The organism is Gammaproteobacteria bacterium (assembly GCA_041395725.1).
GTDB lineage: Bacteria > Pseudomonadota > Gammaproteobacteria > Pseudomonadales > Pseudohongiellaceae > NORP240.
Genome location: JAWKZW010000001.1, coordinates 775,395 through 793,411, shown reverse-complemented (window position 1 = coordinate 793,411; position 18,017 = coordinate 775,395). Strand labels below are relative to the sequence as shown.

16 protein-coding genes are annotated in these 18,017 nt (G+C 55.3%); 10 read left to right on the top strand and 6 right to left on the bottom strand.

Annotated elements, in window-relative coordinates:
* Window positions 1-108: 108 nt before the first annotated feature.
* From R3F50_03530 to R3F50_03520, 3 genes are all read right to left on the bottom strand, one after another.
* Entirely contained in the window at window positions 109-1,689 is a 1,581-nt protein-coding gene (locus tag R3F50_03530) for a hypothetical protein (GenBank protein MEZ5489373.1), read from the bottom strand.
* A 296-nt stretch (window positions 1,690-1,985) separates the two neighbouring features.
* The gene (locus R3F50_03525) at window positions 1,986-4,298 is read right to left on the bottom strand and encodes an MMPL family transporter (protein MEZ5489372.1); all 2,313 of its coding nucleotides are present in this window, start codon (window positions 4,296-4,298) and stop codon (window positions 1,986-1,988) included.
* A gap of 92 nt (window positions 4,299-4,390) precedes the next feature.
* The gene (locus R3F50_03520; protein ID MEZ5489371.1) at window positions 4,391-5,269 is read right to left on the bottom strand and encodes a LysR substrate-binding domain-containing protein; all 879 of its coding nucleotides are present in this window, start codon (window positions 5,267-5,269) and stop codon (window positions 4,391-4,393) included.
* 142 nt (window positions 5,270-5,411) lie between these two features.
* On the opposite strand from R3F50_03520, the gene R3F50_03515 reads away from it, so the two are divergent.
* Window positions 5,412-6,185, top strand: a complete 774-nt coding sequence (locus R3F50_03515; GenBank protein MEZ5489370.1) for a ferredoxin--NADP reductase — start codon at window positions 5,412-5,414, stop codon at window positions 6,183-6,185.
* A 332-nt stretch (window positions 6,186-6,517) separates the two neighbouring features.
* Here the strand turns inward: R3F50_03515 and R3F50_03510 are convergent, their stop codons facing one another.
* Window positions 6,518-7,117, bottom strand: coding sequence for a redoxin domain-containing protein (locus tag R3F50_03510; protein MEZ5489369.1), 600 nt, complete (start codon window positions 7,115-7,117; stop codon window positions 6,518-6,520).
* 424 nt (window positions 7,118-7,541) lie between these two features.
* Here R3F50_03510 and R3F50_03505 point away from each other — a divergent pair, with 424 nt between their 5' ends.
* The 4 genes from R3F50_03505 (at window position 7,542) to R3F50_03490 (ending at window position 11,574) form a co-directional block, all read left to right on the top strand.
* Window positions 7,542-7,667 carry a hypothetical protein gene (locus R3F50_03505; GenBank protein MEZ5489368.1) on the top strand — a complete coding sequence of 42 codons (126 nt, stop codon included), beginning with the start codon at window positions 7,542-7,544 and terminating at the stop codon, window positions 7,665-7,667.
* Window positions 7,668-7,718: 51 nt separating this feature from the next.
* Entirely contained in the window at window positions 7,719-10,208 is a 2,490-nt protein-coding gene (locus R3F50_03500; protein MEZ5489367.1) for an MMPL family transporter, read from the top strand.
* Between the two features lie 303 nt (window positions 10,209-10,511).
* The gene (locus R3F50_03495; protein MEZ5489366.1) at window positions 10,512-10,889 is read left to right on the top strand and encodes a c-type cytochrome; all 378 of its coding nucleotides are present in this window, start codon (window positions 10,512-10,514) and stop codon (window positions 10,887-10,889) included.
* A 94-nt stretch (window positions 10,890-10,983) separates the two neighbouring features.
* Window positions 10,984-11,574, top strand: coding sequence for an ATP-dependent Clp protease proteolytic subunit (locus tag R3F50_03490; GenBank protein MEZ5489365.1), 591 nt, complete (start codon window positions 10,984-10,986; stop codon window positions 11,572-11,574).
* Window positions 11,575-11,780: 206 nt separating this feature from the next.
* Here the strand turns inward: R3F50_03490 and R3F50_03485 are convergent, their stop codons facing one another.
* Together R3F50_03485 and R3F50_03480 are read right to left on the bottom strand one after the other, a co-directional pair.
* Window positions 11,781-12,191 carry a hypothetical protein gene (locus R3F50_03485; GenBank protein ID MEZ5489364.1) on the bottom strand — a complete coding sequence of 137 codons (411 nt, stop codon included), beginning with the start codon at window positions 12,189-12,191 and terminating at the stop codon, window positions 11,781-11,783.
* Complete coding sequence (locus R3F50_03480) at window positions 12,184-12,741, bottom strand: NnrU family protein (GenBank protein MEZ5489363.1); 558 nt, start codon at window positions 12,739-12,741, stop codon at window positions 12,184-12,186. Before R3F50_03480 ends, R3F50_03485 begins: the two co-directional genes overlap by 8 nt.
* 186 nt (window positions 12,742-12,927) lie before the next feature.
* On the opposite strand from R3F50_03480, the gene R3F50_03475 reads away from it, so the two are divergent.
* The 5 genes from R3F50_03475 (at window position 12,928) to R3F50_03455 (ending at window position 17,941) form a co-directional block, all read left to right on the top strand.
* The gene (locus R3F50_03475; protein MEZ5489362.1) at window positions 12,928-13,659 is read left to right on the top strand and encodes a hypothetical protein; all 732 of its coding nucleotides are present in this window, start codon (window positions 12,928-12,930) and stop codon (window positions 13,657-13,659) included.
* A gap of 470 nt (window positions 13,660-14,129) precedes the next feature.
* Entirely contained in the window at window positions 14,130-14,933 is an 804-nt protein-coding gene (locus R3F50_03470) for a TetR family transcriptional regulator (protein ID MEZ5489361.1), read from the top strand.
* Window positions 14,933-15,901: an HlyD family efflux transporter periplasmic adaptor subunit gene (locus R3F50_03465; GenBank protein ID MEZ5489360.1), complete on the top strand. Its 969-nt coding sequence runs from the start codon at window positions 14,933-14,935 to the stop codon at window positions 15,899-15,901. The genes R3F50_03470 and R3F50_03465 overlap by 1 nt, the downstream gene beginning before the upstream one ends.
* A complete protein-coding gene (locus R3F50_03460; protein MEZ5489359.1) occupies window positions 15,891-16,844 on the top strand; it encodes an ABC transporter ATP-binding protein in 954 nt (317 codons plus the stop codon). The genes R3F50_03465 and R3F50_03460 overlap by 11 nt, the downstream gene beginning before the upstream one ends.
* Window positions 16,841-17,941 carry an ABC transporter permease gene (locus tag R3F50_03455; GenBank protein ID MEZ5489358.1) on the top strand — a complete coding sequence of 367 codons (1,101 nt, stop codon included), beginning with the start codon at window positions 16,841-16,843 and terminating at the stop codon, window positions 17,939-17,941. Before R3F50_03460 ends, R3F50_03455 begins: the two co-directional genes overlap by 4 nt.
* Window positions 17,942-18,017: the final 76 nt, after the last annotated feature.

Here is an 18,017-nt window from a genome sequence, read left to right as displayed (position 1 = left end):
ATAAATACTTCTCTTACAGCCGGATTCAGAGTCTGAATAGACCCAGTGAATTATTACATAATCCTACTGTCACCCCGGAATATGCTACCAATTACGAATTGGTGGGAATCAAAGCTCCATATCTTTCACAAACCTCCTTGCTATGTTCGTAATACTTTCGGGATAGCCCATGTTTTCCATCAGCTTAATGGCATTCCTGGTTCTACATACACCTGACCGCAATTTGTAATCGAATGGATTTGTTCGGCTCCCGGTTTCCTCGAAGTACCATAAATCAAATTGTTCATTGAGGTAGTTAGCCAGTTCAATATCGTGAGTTGTAACGAAAACGAGATTGTTTGTTGCCAGTTCCTGAAGTACGGCTGCCGATCCAGCTATTCTCTCCACCGTGTTAGTTCCACGGTATATTTCATCAATCAAAATAAGGCATTTGTGACCTCTTTTTGCCATTTCGAGAAACTGCTTGATTCTTTCAAGTTCTGAGAAATAGAAACTTTTCCCTTCCTCTAAACCATCAGCAGTTTTAATAGACGAGAAAATATCAACAACGGGAAATCTGGCATAATCTGCATGACAAATCCACAGGGTGCGAGAAAGTACCAGGTTCACGCCAATTGTTTTAATGAACGTTGTTTTGCCCGCCATATTTGAGCCAGTTATTAATGCCGATCGCCCATTGGTGCTAAAGGAATTGGAAACGTATTCTTCTAAAAGTGGGTGGTAGGCATCTTGTAATTCAATTACTAGTTCATCGGTTAGCTCAGGATTGCAGGTCTGGGGATGGTGGTTTAGGTAAGCTGCAATGGAAATGCTGGCGTCCAAAGAACCAATCGAAAGAAAGCAAGACCTCATTACATCGATCTCGCTAATTACCTTCTTCATCGAAAGGGAGTATGCGATCACGTCATAAGGGAAAGCCAGATTGATGAGGTACATCATGTTGTTTATCAGAATACTTTCATGATTCTGACTTATTGACACAAGCTTCAATGCCTTTCTGACTTTGCGGATCGGTTTCTTGAGCTCCTTTAGCCTCATACAAGCCGGTATTCTTGGCTCCAAAGTTAGACCTGCCAATCTTTCAGAAACGGCGATGACGATATAGAGATATGGGAGGACATAGCTAGCGTTATCGGTAACACGCTCAAAATAACGTGCGAGAGAGAAGTTCGCTATCAGAATTGGCAAAATTAAAAAAAGGTATCCTCCGCCAGATACGAGACCGAAGACTATTGTTATGACAGAAAAGAGTGACCATAACGCTATTCCAAGAATAGGAAAGTTGACTACGGGGAAATTGCTAAACAACACTTTAGTGACAGACTTGGCATCTCCCTCTTTAAGCATACCTATCCAGATTTGAAGTTTTTCTCTTGTAGCCTGATCTTCTTGCAGAAGCGATGCTACGTAGTAGTCGTCCTCCAAACAGCCATCTGGCGATTCCAGTGTTCTCAGTTTGCGGTACAGATACTGCTGCCCCACGCTTGTCATTGTTGCGTCAATCTTGCGAAACAGGGAATTCAAGTCCAGGTCAAGCCATGTCTTATCATCAACCGTGGTTTTTCCGAGTTCAGATTGGGTCAATTCAAAAAGGGCACTAATCGAAGATAAATCCCTATCCCAATGTCTCGGATTTTCCCATGCCTCTCTAAGCTTGGTTAGTCTTTTATTCTTGAGGTAGTTAAACATGCTGGTATGCCTTGGCTTTAAAGGCCAAGATGACTCCTATAGCCCTGCGGGTTCTTACTTCATGGTCTTGGTATTTTTCGAGACGTTGGAGAGTATCCCACTGATTAACCGGAGTATCCAAGAGGCGGCGCCTGAGGCCCAGAACTTCTGCTTGGGGTTTATAAGCGGCACTACGTGTTTTGTGAACCTACTACAGCTCTCGGTCAGGAGTCGCCACTATCGTTGAAACCAAGTTTGTGTCTGCTTATGATGAAACCGGACGCTAGTTGTCAGGTCAAGTCCAGGGTTTGATATTCTTACATTTTTGATATGAGGTTCTTTCGGTCAAAACGCTTCAGGATGGTGGGCAGATAGAGCAGATCCAGCACCAGTGCTAGCACCACGATCGGAACCAGTAACCTGGCCGACTGTTGGAAATACAGCGTACTGGCGCCCATGAGTATCGTGGTTCCCAGAGCCAGGACCGCGGTAGTCACTATGAGGGCGGGTCCGGCTGTCTCAAGGGAAAAATTGAAGGAGTCATTTATAGTCAATCCACTCTTGCGCCCATCCAGATAGTGAGTCAACAGGTGGACCGTGTCGTCCACTACCAGCCCAATACTGATGCTGAACAGCATCATGACAAAGGGATCAAGCTGTCCCACAAAGAGCCCCCAGGCGCCGAACACTATGGTGGCCGGCAGCAGGTTGGGAATCACACTGAGAAGCCCGAAATACAGGCTGCGGAAGCCGATTACCAGGGTGAGGGTAATCAGCAGCAGGCTGATGCTGTAGCCCTGCAAAAGTTCTCTGGTGACCAGGCTGTCCATTCTGGCAAACAGAATCAGCGGGCTGCCATGAAGCAGTTCCCCCCCGGGCACAGCCTGCTGATACCGGGTGGAAATCTTTTCATCCAGCCGGATCAGTTCCTCGTTACTCAATGGCAGGGCATTGACCACCAGTCGAATGGTGGAGTCGGTGTCATCGATGAAGGCTGACAGAGGGTAGTCGGGCAGCTCCATGCTCATGTAAGCACCCAGGTCTGCGGCAATGGCATTCACGTCATCGGGAATTGTGTAGTACGCCGGATCCTGCCCGCCGCGCGCCTGATGGATGGTCTTCACCACTTCGACCAGGCTCCCGGCGTTATCGATTTCCTCCTGCTCGATCAACCAGCCGGTAAAGGATTCTACCTGGCTAAGGAAAGCCGGTTCGATCACGCTGCCGGAGTCCGCGCTTCGCAGGCCATAGGCCAGGGTCGGTCCTCGCTGCAGGCTGCGGTTGACCACCTCGTAGTATTGCCCGATCTCGGATTCGGTCTCGATGAAATCGAGGCGATCAAAATCTGTTTCGTTCAGCGGCAGCAGTAACAGGGTGACAACTGCCAGGCTGCTGCAACCCAGGAACAGGACCTTCTCCCGCTGTTGCCAGAACGGTATGACCCGCCGGACGATGCGGTTCGGCAATACCGCGTCCATGGTTTTCCCATGGGCCCGGGTCTTGACGGAAACCCAGACCAGCAGCGCCGGCAGCAGGGTGAAAGTGAAGACGAACGCAAACCCGATGCCGAGCGCTACGATGCGCCCGAAGTCCTGAATGGCTGGCGAGGAGCTTAAGTTGAGGGACAGAAAACCGATTGCCGTGGTGACCGTGGCCAGCAGCACCGGTTTCAGGTTGTGGCTGATGCTGATTGTCATGGCTTCCTCGTAGGAATGCCCCTTGAACAGCTGTTGCTTGTAGACAGAAATGATATGTACGCTGTGGGCGACCGAGATAATCACCACCACCAGTGGAGCGATCACCGAGATGGTATTAAAACCAATGTTCAGATACCCAAGCACTCCCACGGTGCAGATTACAGACAGCAGTGCCTGGCTGAGGATACAGGCGCCAAAGCTGATGGAATGAAAGCAGTAGCAGATGGTCAGCACACAGATGAGGATGACTATCGGGAGCAGGGTGGTCAGATCGCTGACCATGGCGTCCTGGGTTGAGCGTTCAAATAATACGTCGCTATTGGCAAAGATGCCCACAGCGGGGTTGGCTGTGCGCAGGGCGTCCAGAAGCGCGAGAGAGGTATCGGCCAGTTCCAGGCGGCTGATCTCATCAGCATCGTAGGCGTCCAGAATTACGGTAGCGAAAGTGATCTCTGCCTCGTCGCTGAGGAAAGTGCTCAGCAGCAGGGGATCCTCCAGCGCGACTTCCCGCAAGGCCACCAGCTCCTCGCTGCTGTACTGTTCAGAAGGCCGCTCAAACAGCTGGAAATTGCGTTGTGGCGAGCGGTAACCGAGCAGTGAAGAAAGACGCGTGGCACCGGGTAAGTCCCGGTAGCGCTGCTCCAGATCCCGTAGTGCGGCGAGCGCCTGTTGATCGAAAACTCCGGCACTGCTGTCAGGCGGTGCAACCACGGCAAACGTGATTGTCAGAGGTGATGGGAAGAGCGTCTCCATGTCGGCCAGTTCGTCGAGAAAAGGATCATTCTCGCTGAGCAGTTCGCCAACGGAGGTGTTGAAACTGGTAAACAGGATGCCGGTGCCACATAACACCCCGAGGAGCAGGGTCAGGATCAGCATCATCCCGCGCCGGGCGACCAGCCATGAACCGTGTGCCGGGGTTTCCGTGTTTGTCATCCGAGTCCTGCCAGGTCAGTCGAAAGGAAGAAGTTCAGGAGCTTCTGATTAATTACCACAACGCTCTGCGGAAGTCTGTCAAGCAAAGTCCGTCAGGAGTTGAGGCACAGCGCCAGCCAGCTGTTAATGCCGCTGCTTCTGTGTTTCTGTTTGTGCAACAGGAAATAAAATTTGCGGCGCCAGTCCCGGTGCGGTGCCTCCAGAGGCACCAGCGAGCCTCGTCTGAACGCCTCTACCAAAGCGATTCGCGACAGGCAGCCTATTCCCAGGTTGGCCTCCACGGCCCGTTTGATTCCTTCGGTGTGTTGCAGCTCCAGTGCCAGATTTATATCGGATAGTAAACCGGTCATGGCGCGATCGAAAGCCTGGCGGGTCCCGGAGCCGGTTTCCCGGACAATCCAGTTGGCCTGCAGCAGGTCCTCGTCGCTGACCACCCGTTTGCGCGCCAGGGGATGCTCCGGTGCGCAGAACAGGGTGAGTTCGTCATCGCGCCAGGTCAGTACGTCCAGATCCGGGTCCTGCAGTTCTCCCTCTACAAGGCCCACGTCCAGCTCGAAATTTTTGACTTTACCGGCAATGGCGCGGGTGTTTTCCACCACCAGTTGCACGCGGGAGTCCGGATGCAGTGTCATGAAGCGGGCGATGATGGCGACCGCCAGGTAGTTCCCTATGGTCAGGGTCGCGCCGACCTTGATGGTGCCGATATCTGCGGGGTTGCGCAGGCTCTGCTCGAGGTCTCCGGCCTGGGCCAGCAGGGCTTCCGCTCTGGGCCTGACCAGCCGCCCAAGCTCGTTGAGCTGCAGCCTTTTACCGACCCGATCAAACAGGCTGATGTTGAAACGCTGTTCAAATTCTTTCAGTGCCGTGCTGGCAGCCGATTGGGATAGCCCCAGGCTGTCGGCCGCCAGGGTGACATTTTCGAAGTGTGCTATGGCCAGAAAGACTTCCAGCTGTCGCAAGGTGAGTCGCATGGATTGCCCCGCTGCAGTTGGCGGAATTATATATCTATAAAATAGATAACATATATAAAAATAATCAATTTTACAGATATTTTCGCAGGCCCTAGAATTCGAAGCTGGTACTCCCATCAGACTCGATCAGTCAGGACAGATTATGGCAGCAGTTTCCCGGCAGAATGTTACCCACGTTCATCATTGGAATGACTCTCTTTTCAGTTTCAAGACTACCCGGGATCGCAGTCTGCGTTTTGAAAACGGCCACTTCGTGATGGTCGGAATGGCGGTGGAGGGCCGACCGCTTATGCGAGCCTACAGTATCGCCAGCGCCAATTACGACGAGGAACTCGAATTTCTGAGCATCAAGGTGCCGGACGGACCGCTGACCTCGCGCCTGCAGAATATCAAAGTGGGTGACGAGCTGCTGGTGAGCAGCAAGCCCACGGGTACGCTGGTGGTGGATCACCTGCTGCCGGGCCGCAACCTCTACCTGCTCAGCACTGGCACCGGTCTGGCGCCGTTTATGAGTATCATCCGTGATCCGGAAACTTACGAACGCTATGAGCGGGTGATACTGACCCACGGCGTAAGACGGGCCAGTGACCTGGCTTACCAGGACGTCATCCTGGACGAGCTGCCCAATAACGAATACTTCGGCGATCAGGTCAGGGAAAAACTGATCTACTACCCTACCGTGACCCGGGAACCGTTCCGCAACCAGGGCCGCCTGACCAACCTGATGGCGCAGGGCAAATTGTTCGCGGACGTGGGACTGGCCCAGCCGGATCTGGACCGGGACCGTTTCATGATCTGTGGCAGCCCGACAATGCTGAAAGATACCTGTCGTATCCTTGACGACTGGGGTTTCCAGGAATCCAGGCATGGTATCAAGGGGCATTACGTGATCGAACGGGCTTTCGTGGAATCCTGAGTAGGGAAGCGTGGCGTCGAGAGTCGTCACAGAGCAACCCACGTCGGTATTGATTAGCAGTTACAGGTGCCAGGGGATTGATCGCAAGTAATGCCAGGCCTGTGTTGACGCCCGGGCGCTTGGTTCCGTAGCGTCGACCTGGAGGCCATCGCTGTCAGAGCAGCCCGCCCGGCAGGCTCGCGGCGTTACGGTAACAGAAAGCACTGGCCTCTTTTCCGGAACAGAAACAAGAAGGCAGCCTTATCAGGGCTGCCTTTTACTTGAGGCCTGTTTTTTCAGCGCCTGACAGCGTTTTTGTTCCTGGGTCAGGGGTCGCCGGAATCCTTTGGCTATCAGGTGTCAAATATACCGATAAGGCAACCCTTGGAGTCAGGGATGTCATCCATGTTGACCGTCTCACCGGCCAGTACGGCATTCAGGGCGTCTTTCAGGTAGTGCTCCGAGGCCTGGTTACGCTGGGTCTCATAACCCAGCTGGTCGTTGATCGGGCCCCGGAACAGCACGTCCCGGGTACGCGGATCGACGATGAAGACCTCCGCGGTACGCTCCACGCCAAGGGCCTTGGCCAGCTTCTGGCCTTCGTCTTTCATGATGGGGAAGTCGATGCCGAACTCTTCGGCCTCTTTCCTGATAGCGGCCGGAGAATCCTGAATATTGGAGTTGAAGGCCAGAAATTCTATCCCCCGGCCCTCAAATTCGGACCGCACCTCGCGCAGGTTCGGCAGAGCGATCCTGGCGATGGGGCAGCCATTGCCCTGCACATAGAAAACCAGAAATTTCTTATCCTGGTACTGATCCAGGCTGTGGGTATTCCCCAGGTTGTCTGTGAGGTTGAATTCGGGCATCGACTTCAGCCAGTCATCGGCAGCCAGGGCCAATTGAGAAACGGCTGACAAGAGGCTGACGAGCAATAAGTTACGCAGGTACTTCATAAGCTTCTCCTTACAAAAACCGCCGGCCACACCAGCAGGGGTTCTGCCAACGATCAGATCGGGCGCCCTGTACAAGGCTACCCGCAAGTCTATCAATCAATGGCCCCTAGTTTAGCATCTGCACAGAGATTTTCGACACCCATTCACGGCAGGGATTGATTACTGATTTCTGAAACAGGCGGCTTCATGGGGCTTTTAAGCGGCCAGCTGCCACTGAACAAGATAGATCGAGCTGTTCCTGCGCCACAGGAAGTCCGATTCCGCGGCCCGACACGGACCTTCAGTGACCTTTGCCAGCGCAGTCGCCAGGACGGGACATTCCCTGCCCACCGTCGTAAACAGACCCATAAACACGTATAGTGTGCCCCTCTGTCCTGAGGGGGTCTGAACCCTTCGCGCAAAGCTTTGCGGAGGGTTGTGGGGTATGCCCAGGGGTGGTTGTCAGGCTCGACTGCTGGCTTTGTTTCGCTGCCTGGTCAAGGTGGCAGACGCCCGGGCTATCGTGGCAGGGCAGAAAACCCGTCCGAAAGCCGGTGCTTTACGGGTGTAGAATCGAAATTCTCTGAATCGCTATAACAGGCAACAACACAGGTCATTCGCTATGTCGTCACGTGCGGCCAGAATTTATGTGAATCTGGTATTCGGCAAACCCTACCTTATTATTGGCCTGCTTCTGCTGGTGGTGGCCTTCTTCGCCTGGCACGCGCGGGATTTCCGGCTTGATGCTTCGGCTGATTCACTGCTGCTCGAAAATGATCCTGATCTGGAGTTTGCCCGTGAGGTCAGCCGTCGTTACGGGACCCGCGATGCGGTCACTGTGGCCTATACGCCCGATGGTGAGTTGTTTTCCCGAACGGAACTGGACCGGCTGGCTGCCCTCACCGAAGAGTTGCTGGCGGTGGGACAGGTGCAGTCAGTAGACAGCATCCTCAATGTTCCGATCTTTGGTGATACGCCGCTGACCGGCATCTCGGAAGATTATCTGACCCTGCAGGACGCCGGGATCAATCTGGACGATGCGCGGGAGGAAATCGTTTCCAGCCCGGTGTTCCGCAATGCCGTGGTCAGTCCGGACGGTGAGACCGCCGGATTGCTGGTGAGTTTCTTCGTGGATGAGCAGGCCCAGAACCTGCTGCTGCGCCGCACGGAACTGCGCAGCCTGCGTGACCAGCAAACCCTGGACGATGAGGAGGCCGCCGCCCTGATGCAGGTGGAGGCTGAGTACAATGCCTACAGCGTGGTAATCGCTGACCGCCAGCACGAAACTATCACCCGGATCCGTGAAATCCTGGACGGCTACCGGAATCAGGCGACCATCTACCTGGGCGGCGCACCAATGATCGCCGATGACCTGGTTACTTTCGTGCGTGGCGATCTCAGTACGTTCAGCGTCGCGGTACTGGTGCTGATCGTGGTGGCGCTGGGCCTGATCTTCCGTAAACCCCGGTATGTCGCGTTACCCCTTTTGTGCTGTGCCGTGGCCGGCACCATCATGGTAGGCATGCTGGGGCTTATGGACTGGCGGGTGACGGTAGTCTCTTCGAATTTCATTTCATTGCTGTTGATTATCACCATATCTCTGACGGTGCACCTGATGGTCCGCTATCGGGAATTGCGTGCGACCAGGCACTTTTCCGAGCATGACAAGTTGCTGCGCCATGCTGTGTTGAGTATGTTTCGGCCCTGTCTCTACACGGCATTGACGACTGCCGTGGCATTCGGTTCTCTGATTGTCAGCGGCATTCTGCCCATCATCAACTTCGGCTGGATGATGATGATGGGAGTGGCAACGGCGTTGCTGGTTGCCTTTACTCTGTTCCCGGCTGTCATGAGTATCCTGGAAAGGGACGACACCCCGCTGTCCACTGATCTTAAACTCAACCTGACTTCGGCGCTGGCCAGGCTGACAGACAGACTCCATGGCAGGGTGCTGGTTCTCTATGGTCTCATCGCCGTGCTCAGCGTGCTGGGATTGACCAGGCTCAGGGTCGAGAACAGTTTTATCGATTACTTCCGGGAAGACACCGAGATCTATCAGGGCATGTCGTTGTTCGACGAGAAGCTGGGTGGCACCCTGTCATTCGATGTCGTGGTGGATCTTCCCGAGGGGGAGTCAGATTTTGCTGACGGTTTTGACGATGGCTTTGATGACGGATTCGGCTTTGGTGATGAGCCGGAAACCGATCAGGACGCCTACTGGTTCACTGCTGCCAAGATGGATCAGGTCAAGGCGATCCACGAATACCTGGATAACGATCCCCGCACCGGCAAGGTGCTCTCTTTCGGGGCCGTGATTCAACTGGCGGAGAAACTCAATGGCAACCAGCCTATCGATGGCCTTTTATGGGCACTGCTCTATAGCCGCATTCCCGAGACTCTGCGTGAAACGGTGTTGAATCCCTTTGTTTCCATTGCGGACAATCAGCTGCGCTTCAATGTCCGGGTGATCGAATCGGCGGCGGATCTCAACCGCAACGAGCTGTTGCAGAGTATTGAGACAGGTCTGGAGAACCAGTTCGGTTTCAGCCCGGAACAGGTGCACCTGACCGGGATCCTGGTGATGTACAACAACGTGCTGCAAAGTCTGTTTCAATCCCAGATCCTGACCCTGGGAGTCGTGCTGCTGGCCATTATGCTGATGTTTATGACGCTGTTCCGTTCCCTGAACATTGCCTTGATCTGCATTGTTCCCAACATCATCGCCGCCGGTTTTGTGCTTGGAGTGATGGGCTGGCTGAGCATACCACTGGATATCATGACTATTACGATTGCGGCCATTTCAGTGGGTATCGGAGTCGACAACACAATTCATTACATGCACCGGTTCCGCCGGGAATTCCCCCGTTTTGGTAACTATCGTCAAACCATGTATTTCTGTCACAACAGCATCGGGCGGGCCATGTACTTTACCTCCATGACAATCGTGGCGGGGTTTTCCATTCTGGCTCTGTCGAACTTCATTCCCACGATAGTATTTGGTCTGCTCACCAGCGTGGCCATGGTGGTCGCCCTTGCGGGCTCCCTGACGCTGCTGCCCCAGTTGCTGATCACATTCAAACCCCTGGGGGCGGAAACTCACCCAGGGGAATAGGCGCTGAGCAAATTTTTCCTTGCCTGGTCGAACGGGTGTTCGATAAACTGCCGGACATCCTGAGTCCGGCGCTCAAACGACCGGAATCAAAGGGGGGACTGAGCGGGCCGGGTGTCCGCTTTCTTTTTGCCCGCCTGTACTGTCAGTTTCCCTGGCCATGCCGCTTGTCCTTGAACCCCGACAGCAGGTGATTTATCCTGCCGCACTGCCTGAGACCTGCCGCAGCAGGGCCTGGAGATCCGATGTTGCAAACAGTAAGCAGCCCTGATTCATCTGTCACTGGTCAGGCGGGATGAAGACGTGATGGTCATTTCAAGAGCGCTCTGGCTCTGTGTCTCCGGGCTGTTGCTGGTTGCCTGTGACAGCGGTGGTGAGCCTGAGGAGTTGACGCTGGTTGAGTCCCTGATGCGAGACCCTGTGGCCCTCCAGAGAGGTGAAGCGCTTTTTCAGGGCACCTGCGCCGGGCTTTGTCATGCGCTAGAGCCCAAGCAGAGCGATTCGGCCTACCTGTTCGACTGCGAGTGGATACACGGCGACAGTGATGAAGAGATTTTTGCCGTCATTTCCACCGGTATTCCCGATACCCGAATGGTGGGTTTCGGCGACAATTTTCCAGAAGGTGATGGCGACAAGTGGAAACTGATAGCCTACCTGCGGGCCAATCAACAGCCCTGTGATTGAGTGATCGAATAAGTGTGTAGCAACGTCCGGCCCGTGCCGGCTAACCAGATGGAGTGAGATGATGGAAAGTACCAGCAGCCGCGACAGTGTCGTCCTGAATAATGAGGACGACAGCAACAAGAATGAAAAGAGGAATTACGGTCGCGCGTTTATCGATGAAAAGCTGTTTAAATCCAGATCGCTGACCCTGTTCGGCGAGGTAAACGAAAAGCTGGCGCGCAACGTGACGGAACATCTGCTTGCCCTGGCAGCAGAGAGCGATGACCCTATTACACTCTATGTCAGCTCTCCGGGGGGGCATGTTGAGTCCGGCGACGTTATCTATGACATGATCAAATTCATCAAGCCCGATGTCCGGGCCATTGGTACAGGCTGGGTGGCCAGTGCCGCCACGACCATCTTTCTGGCGGTAAAGAAGGAGCATCGGTTCGCGCTGCCCAATACCCGTTTCCTGATTCACCAGCCCCTCGGTGGTTCCCGCGGTCGGGCAACCGACATCCAGATCCAGGCCGAGCAGATCGTGAAGATGCGTGCGCGGATCAACAGACTGATTGCCGATGAGACCGGCCAGCCTCTTGAGCGGGTCGCGAAAGACACGGATCGGGACTATTGGATGACGGTGGAGGAGGCTATCGACTACGGGATAGTCACCAAGGTCGTTCGATCCATCGAAGAAGTAAGCTGACCCTTGAGCAACCTGCTCCGCTTTTTCAGGGGGCCGCGGATCAACAGCCGGCGGAATACACATCGCGCTTCGGTAATTGATCACCGGTTCCCTGAGGGCAGGTAACCAGATAACCAGATAGCCAGAAAACCAGATAAGAAGGTCCTGAGCCTCGGGTCGCTTAGTCTGGCGACTTTGAAAACCTGCCGCGGTCTGGCCGTTTCCCTTTATTGGGAATCCTGGCGGACAAACACGGCCTGTTGACCTTTGGCCAGCACGCAGACCACCATGAATTCCGGCAGGCAGCTGGCGGCCTCGACGACTGCTCTGCCATCGCCGGTAAGGCGGGCCAGTATTCGAGCGGTCACGCCGGCATATTTGACTTCCAGGGTAGCCTGGTCACCTGCCACGCTGCCCGGCTCCGATGTCCACACAAAGCCCAGAGACTGCACTTCGTTAACCCGGAACTGGTCTTCCTGAACCGTGACAGCCACACTGAACAGAGTGCCCTGGGCAATCCAGGTGCCCGTCCAGTCGGCGGCCGAGGCTCCCAGCACTCCCTGCGCCCGGACGGGTGCGCCGCAGACGATAAGCAGCGAGAGCAACAGACTGTATACCGCCAGGATAGATTTATTCAAAAGTCAGTCCTATTCCGAAAAGCTGGCCGTGAAAAACCGTTACCAGACCATAGAGTATGAACCCGACGACCACCGCCAGAAAATCCCACCACAAAGAAGGTTGCCGGGCCGATGGAGGCTGGGAGATCGTAAGTGAAACAAACTTCAGCAGCGCCCAGCAAGTAAAAGAGCCAAATAACAGCAGCGAGGCGAGGTCACCGTTGGCCCACAGGTGCGCAGCCCCCCAGACCGCGGTGCCAAGCAGCATAGGATGGCGGGTCGCGTGACGCAAGTGAGAAACCGGCAGGTTGCCCGCCACCAGCAGAATGGAGGCCGGTAACATGGCAAAGTGGGAAAACCCGCGCAGTTCGTAGCGGGGTTCGTAAATCATCAGAAAAGACGAGGTGGATTTTCCCCAGACTATCAGTGCCAGCCCGGCCAGCGCGACAAGAGAGAAAAGTGCCTTGTAGGTATTGTCGCCCAGTCTGGCGATAGCGTTCTCGCGGAGTCGCAGTTCACGCAGCAGGTGCACACCGAGAAACAGCGCTAATCCCATTATTAACAGGTACATACCAGGCCCGGGTTGCAGGTTAACTTTGATCGGCGCGCAGTTTAGCATGGAGCCAGGTCGATATGGTATGTTGCCAGGGCTGGGCGGGGCGGAGCCGAAAGATTGAGCAACAGGCGCCCACTGGAGCGACACGCGAAAAACCACCACCTGAAAACCACCTAACGACTGAAGAATGAGGGGCCGAGCATGAAGAGCACCATGGCAATTGTGATAACTCTGGGGTTGCTGATCAGCGGCTGGAGCCATGCGCAACAGGATCCGTTTCGAAACCTTGAAATGCTGCCACCGGTAGCGGACGCTGATATTCCTGAGGATATCTTTCGTGATTCCTGGGCGCGTCTGCCGGCAGTTCAGCGATCTCAGCTCCAGGGTGAGGCGCTGCGAGTCTACGACCTGTTGACCGCACCGGGCGGCGGCTACGAAAACGGGCTCAGAGGCCCTTTAGGGATGTGGATGTACAGCCCGGAGCTGGCACAGGGGGCTTGGCAGCTTCGTCAGAGAGTGCGCTATGGCACAGCGAAGGATCAACGGCTTACGGAGTTGACAATTATCGCGACCGCGAGGGAAATCAGCAATCAGTATGAATACTCGGCCCATGAACCCCTGGCCAGAACAGCGGGTCTTGAAGAAGAAATCATGGATTTCGTCAAGTACCGGCGACCAATGGACGAGGCAGAGGGCATTGCGGGTATGGGCGAGGTGGAAAAATTGATCATTCAATTCACCCGCGAAGTGGTCAGTGAGCCCAAAGTAAGCCAGGCCACTTTCAGCACGGCGATCGAATTGCTGGGGCCGGAAGGGGTAATGGATCTGACCGGGCTCATCGGCTACTACAATTTTGTGGCCATGACTCTGAAGGCATTTGACGTCCAGCGTCAGCCGGGCAGCCAGCCTCTGCTGCCGCTTCGGGCCGACTGACGGGAACAGTGGCCTGCCAACGGGAAATAGACCCCCTGGTCAGTTTCCCGTAGAGCGCCGATTCTGCACAGAATGTAAAACTGCTTGACCGGAAGAGATTTTTGACAATAATTAATTAAGCATTTAATTAATTATTGGATTCCAGCCTCTCTACTTAGGGAGCCTCTGGCTAATTGCCACAGTCCCCGTCCGGAGGGGCATTAAGACAGGCCCGCCGGCTTCGTTGCACCGCCTTGACAGGCCGACACCTGCCGGCGGCAATGCGCCCTGCCAGCCAACTCGTCTGGAGGCCAGAGCATTGTGGTTATCAATCAGAGGCTCGTTAGCGGTTTCTTCGCGGGCGTGATCCGAATTTTTTTAAACGGCGCGACCCCGTTGACCCGTTCAACTCAACCCGGGTTTAGCAGGCAGAACAAGTACCTACTTAACCGGATCGGATAAATCAGCAGGCAGTTAAAGCGAGCAAAGCAGTGAAAGCAGCGAACTCAGAGCAGGCAGGCCGGGCCGGGAAGGCGCGCAAGCGACGTGCAACGCCTGCAGCAGGGATCAGTGATCAGGCCTCAGCCCGACCCGCGGCCGCCCAGGGAAGGACCAGCGAGTCGGCTGGTAATGGGGGTGGACAGGAACGTGCCCTCGGCAGACCGCCGGCCCGGGATGGTGATCAGGTTAAAAACTTACTGCTGACGGCGGCGCGTAAACTGTTTCTCAACTACGAGTTCAAGGCGGTTTCGGTGCGACAGATTGCCGCTTTGGCGGGCGTGAACGGTGCCATGATCAACTACTATTTCGGTGGCAAAAAGGGCCTGTACCTGGCCATGGTGGATGAAGTATTCAGGACCCTGGAACAACCCCTCAACGAGCTGAACGCTCAGCACCACGATTCGGTGAGAGATTTCATCGGCGCGTACATGGCATTTCTGGCCAGTAATCCATGGTGGCCCAATTTCATCATCCGGGAAGTGCTTTTTGGTGAGAAAGACATCCGTCAGTCGATAATTGAAAAGTTCAGCGCCACTTTCGCCCGGCAGCTGATCCGCGCGGTCGGCAGCGAGATCGACCGCGGTCACTACCGGGCCGATCTGCGACCGGAGTTCGCCACCTGGTCACTGATGGGGATGATGGTCTTTCCTTTTCTGACCAGGCCGATCGCCGGTCAGCTGCTCGACAATAACCTGCTTGGCGAGGGAGAGGAGAGTCGCGAATTTATGGCACAGCTGATAACCCATACTGGAGAACTGTTCGAGCAGGGCGTCCTGCGACAGGAGAAAACCTGATGAAAAAATTACGTTTCCTGCCAGCAGTCCTGCTGCTTGTTTTCGCGGCGTGTGAGCAGCAGCCAAGCGGGGCCGTTGGGCAACTGGTATCCGATCGGATTGAAATCACCGCTGAGTCCTCGGAAACCATCGTTGCGATTCAGGTTACGGAAGGCGATAGGGTAATGACAGGTCAGAGCCTGATAGTCCAGGACGATGAACGTATCCGCGCCCGGCTGGCAGAGGCCGAGGCTAACAGGAGTCGAATCGAGGCCCTGCTTGAGGAGCAGCAGCAGGGGCCGCGGGTGGAGACAATCATGGCGGCTCGCGCCCAGGTCGAAGAGCGCCAGATCGAACTTGCGTTCCGTAGCAATGAATTGCAACGGCTGACAGAGCTGAGACAGCGTAACCTGACATCCGTCGAGAGTCTCGATCTGGCGAAACGCTTTATGGACGCTGCCGAGGCCAGTCTCAAAGTATCCAGCGCCCAGCTTCAGGAGCTCGAGGCCGGCACCCGTCCCGAGCAAATTCAGCAGACCCGCTACAGCCTGCAGCAGGCCCAGGCACAATGGCAGCAACTGCAGATTGAGCAGCAACGCCTGACTCACAGGGCTCCGGTGCCGGCCTTCGTAGACGCCCTGCCGTTTGAAGTTGGCGAGAGGCCTCCTGCCGGCGCGGTGATCGCCGTCCTCCTGTCAGGCGATCAGCCCCATGCCCGCGTCTACGTACCGGAGACCTACCGGGTCGCAGTGGCGCCAGGTGATCCCGTAAAAGTGCGAGTCGACGGTTTAAGTGATGTATTGAACGGCACGGTGCGTCGAATCGCCAACGAGGCCAGCTTTACACCCTACTTTGCGCTGACCGAAAAAGATCGTAGTCGACTTACCTACGTTGCCGAAATCAGCCTGCCGGAACTGGCCGAACGCCTGCCGGACGGCGTACCGCTGGAAGCCTTCTTCGCTGACATGCCGGTACCCGATGATGAGTGACCCGGATCTGGTCATTTCCGCGCAGGGCCTGTGCCGCCGCTTTGGCCAGGTCAAGGCCGTGCGCAATGTGAGCCTGGCAATACCGAAGGGTACCATCTATGGGTTCCTGGGCCCGAACGGCTCCGGTAAATCGACTACCATTCGCATGCTTTGTGGACTGCTTACGCCGACCCAGGGCGAGGCCGAGGTGCTGGGCCTGGACGTGCGTACTCAGGCGGAAAAACTCAAACAGCTGATCGGTTACATGACCCAGCGTTTTTCCCTTTACGAAGACCTGACCGTTCAGGAAAACCTCCGCTTCATCTCCGAGGTCTATGCCATTCCCCGCAAGCGACGCAAGCCCAGGGTGGAACAACTGCTGTCGGAATTCGATCTGAATGACCAGCGCAAGCAGCGCGCCGGGACTCTCAGTGGTGGACAGAAACAACGGCTGGCTCTTGCCGCGGCGATTCTCCATGAACCAAGTATGTTGTTTCTTGATGAACCGACCAGTGCCGTGGATCCTCAGAACCGGCGCGATTTCTGGGAGGTGTTATTTGAACTGGCGGAGCAGGGTACGACGATTCTGGTGTCTACCCATTACATGGACGAAGCCGAGCGCTGTCATCAGCTGGCGATCCTGGACCGGGGTGTCAAGGTGGCCGACGGATCGCCCAGAGACCTGGGGCAGCAGATTCGTTTCAACGTGGCCGAAATTCTTGCCGATGACGTGAACACCGCCCGCACTGTCATGTGTGATCTTGATGAGGTGGCAAGTGTCACGCAATTGGGAGTGCGATTAAGGGTGTTGATCCCGAAGCACATTGACGACCCTGCAGAGCTGGCACGACAGGTACTGGCAAAAGAGCGGATAGAGGCGCAGGTGAAACAGGTTGCTCCTAGTCTGGAAGACGTCTTCGTGGCGGTAACCGAGCTGCGGGAACAAGAGGAGGAAGCGGCATGAACTCGCTTCTTCGACTGTTCGCTATCATGCGCAAAGAGCTGCTGCAGCTCTCCAGGGACAGGCTCACCTTTGGAATGATAGTGGGCATACCGCTTATTCAGCTGACCCTGTTCGGCTTTGCGATCAACACTGACGTGCGAAATCTGCGGGCAGGGTTGGTTGACGAGGCGGATACGCACCTTTCCAGGCAACTGGTCGCGGATATCAACGCTTCTCAGGTGCTGCGGTTTCAGCACCGGGTAGATTCGCCCCAGGAGCTGGAAGCACTGCTGGATAGCGGCCGTATCGCCATTGGCCTCTACATTCCCGAGGATTTCGACCGTCGGGTCATCCGCAGAGACCGTCAGGCTGCGCAGTTGCTGGTAGATGGTACTGACCCCATAATTCTCGGGGTGGGTCAGCAGCTTACATCCATCGTGATGGCTTTCGATACCCGTTTCGAAAAGCAGCCCGAGGCCAATTTCCTGGAGATTCGCAATTACTACAACCCCGAGCGCCGTTCCGCAGTCAACATCGTGCCGGGACTGGTGGGGGTAATTCTCACCATGACCATGGTGCTGTTCACGGCGGTGGCCATCGTACGTGAACGGGAGCGGGGTAACCTGGAACTGTTGATCAACACGCCGGTTAAAACTACTGAACTGATGCTTGGTAAAATTGCTCCTTACGTCTTTATTGGGCTGGTCCAGGTCGTGATTATCCTGGGGCTGGGCTGGCTGCTGTTCCAGGTGCCATTGCGAGGGGACAGGCTGGACGTGCTGTGGGCGTCGTTGCTGTTTATCGCCACCAACCTGTCCCTGGGGCTGTTTATCTCCACCTCGGCGACCACCCAGTTTCAGGCCATGCAGATGACCTTTTTTATCTTTCTGCCCTCCATACTACTGTCGGGTTTCATGTTCCCGTTTGATGGCATGCCGGACATTGCGCAGAACATCGCCGAGCTTCTCCCGTTGACACATTTCAATCGGCTGATTCGGGGCATTGTGTTGCGTGGGGCGGATTTACAGTCGATGATGTCGGAAGTTCTGGCCCTGCTTGGAATCATGGTGGTCATGCTGAGCCTGGCAATCAGGCGTTTCAGCAAACGACTCGATTAGTGCGAACAGGCCCTGGTAAAGGTTGTCATTTACCGACAGGCACCCGTCTCGGGTTGAATGGCAGTATCCAGGGGGT

Coding starts and splice junctions, on each gene's coding strand:
- R3F50_03510 (MEZ5489369.1), bottom strand. CDS start 7,117: ATGAAGTACCTGCGTAACTTATTGCTCGTCAGCCTCTTGTCAGCCGTT.
- R3F50_03455 (MEZ5489358.1), top strand. CDS start 16,841: ATGAACTCGCTTCTTCGACTGTTCGCTATCATGCGCAAAGAGCTGCTG.
- R3F50_03515 (MEZ5489370.1), top strand. CDS start 5,412: ATGGCAGCAGTTTCCCGGCAGAATGTTACCCACGTTCATCATTGGAAT.
- R3F50_03495 (MEZ5489366.1), top strand. CDS start 10,512: ATGGTCATTTCAAGAGCGCTCTGGCTCTGTGTCTCCGGGCTGTTGCTG.
- R3F50_03530 (MEZ5489373.1), bottom strand. CDS start 1,689: ATGTTTAACTACCTCAAGAATAAAAGACTAACCAAGCTTAGAGAGGCA.
- R3F50_03460 (MEZ5489359.1), top strand. CDS start 15,891: ATGATGAGTGACCCGGATCTGGTCATTTCCGCGCAGGGCCTGTGCCGC.
- R3F50_03480 (MEZ5489363.1), bottom strand. CDS start 12,741: ATGTACCTGTTAATAATGGGATTAGCGCTGTTTCTCGGTGTGCACCTG.
- R3F50_03465 (MEZ5489360.1), top strand. CDS start 14,933: ATGAAAAAATTACGTTTCCTGCCAGCAGTCCTGCTGCTTGTTTTCGCG.
- R3F50_03520 (MEZ5489371.1), bottom strand. CDS start 5,269: ATGCGACTCACCTTGCGACAGCTGGAAGTCTTTCTGGCCATAGCACAC.
- R3F50_03475 (MEZ5489362.1), top strand. CDS start 12,928: ATGAAGAGCACCATGGCAATTGTGATAACTCTGGGGTTGCTGATCAGC.
- R3F50_03525 (MEZ5489372.1), bottom strand. CDS start 4,298: ATGACAAACACGGAAACCCCGGCACACGGTTCATGGCTGGTCGCCCGG.
- R3F50_03500 (MEZ5489367.1), top strand. CDS start 7,719: ATGTCGTCACGTGCGGCCAGAATTTATGTGAATCTGGTATTCGGCAAA.
- R3F50_03505 (MEZ5489368.1), top strand. CDS start 7,542: ATGCCCAGGGGTGGTTGTCAGGCTCGACTGCTGGCTTTGTTTCGCTGC.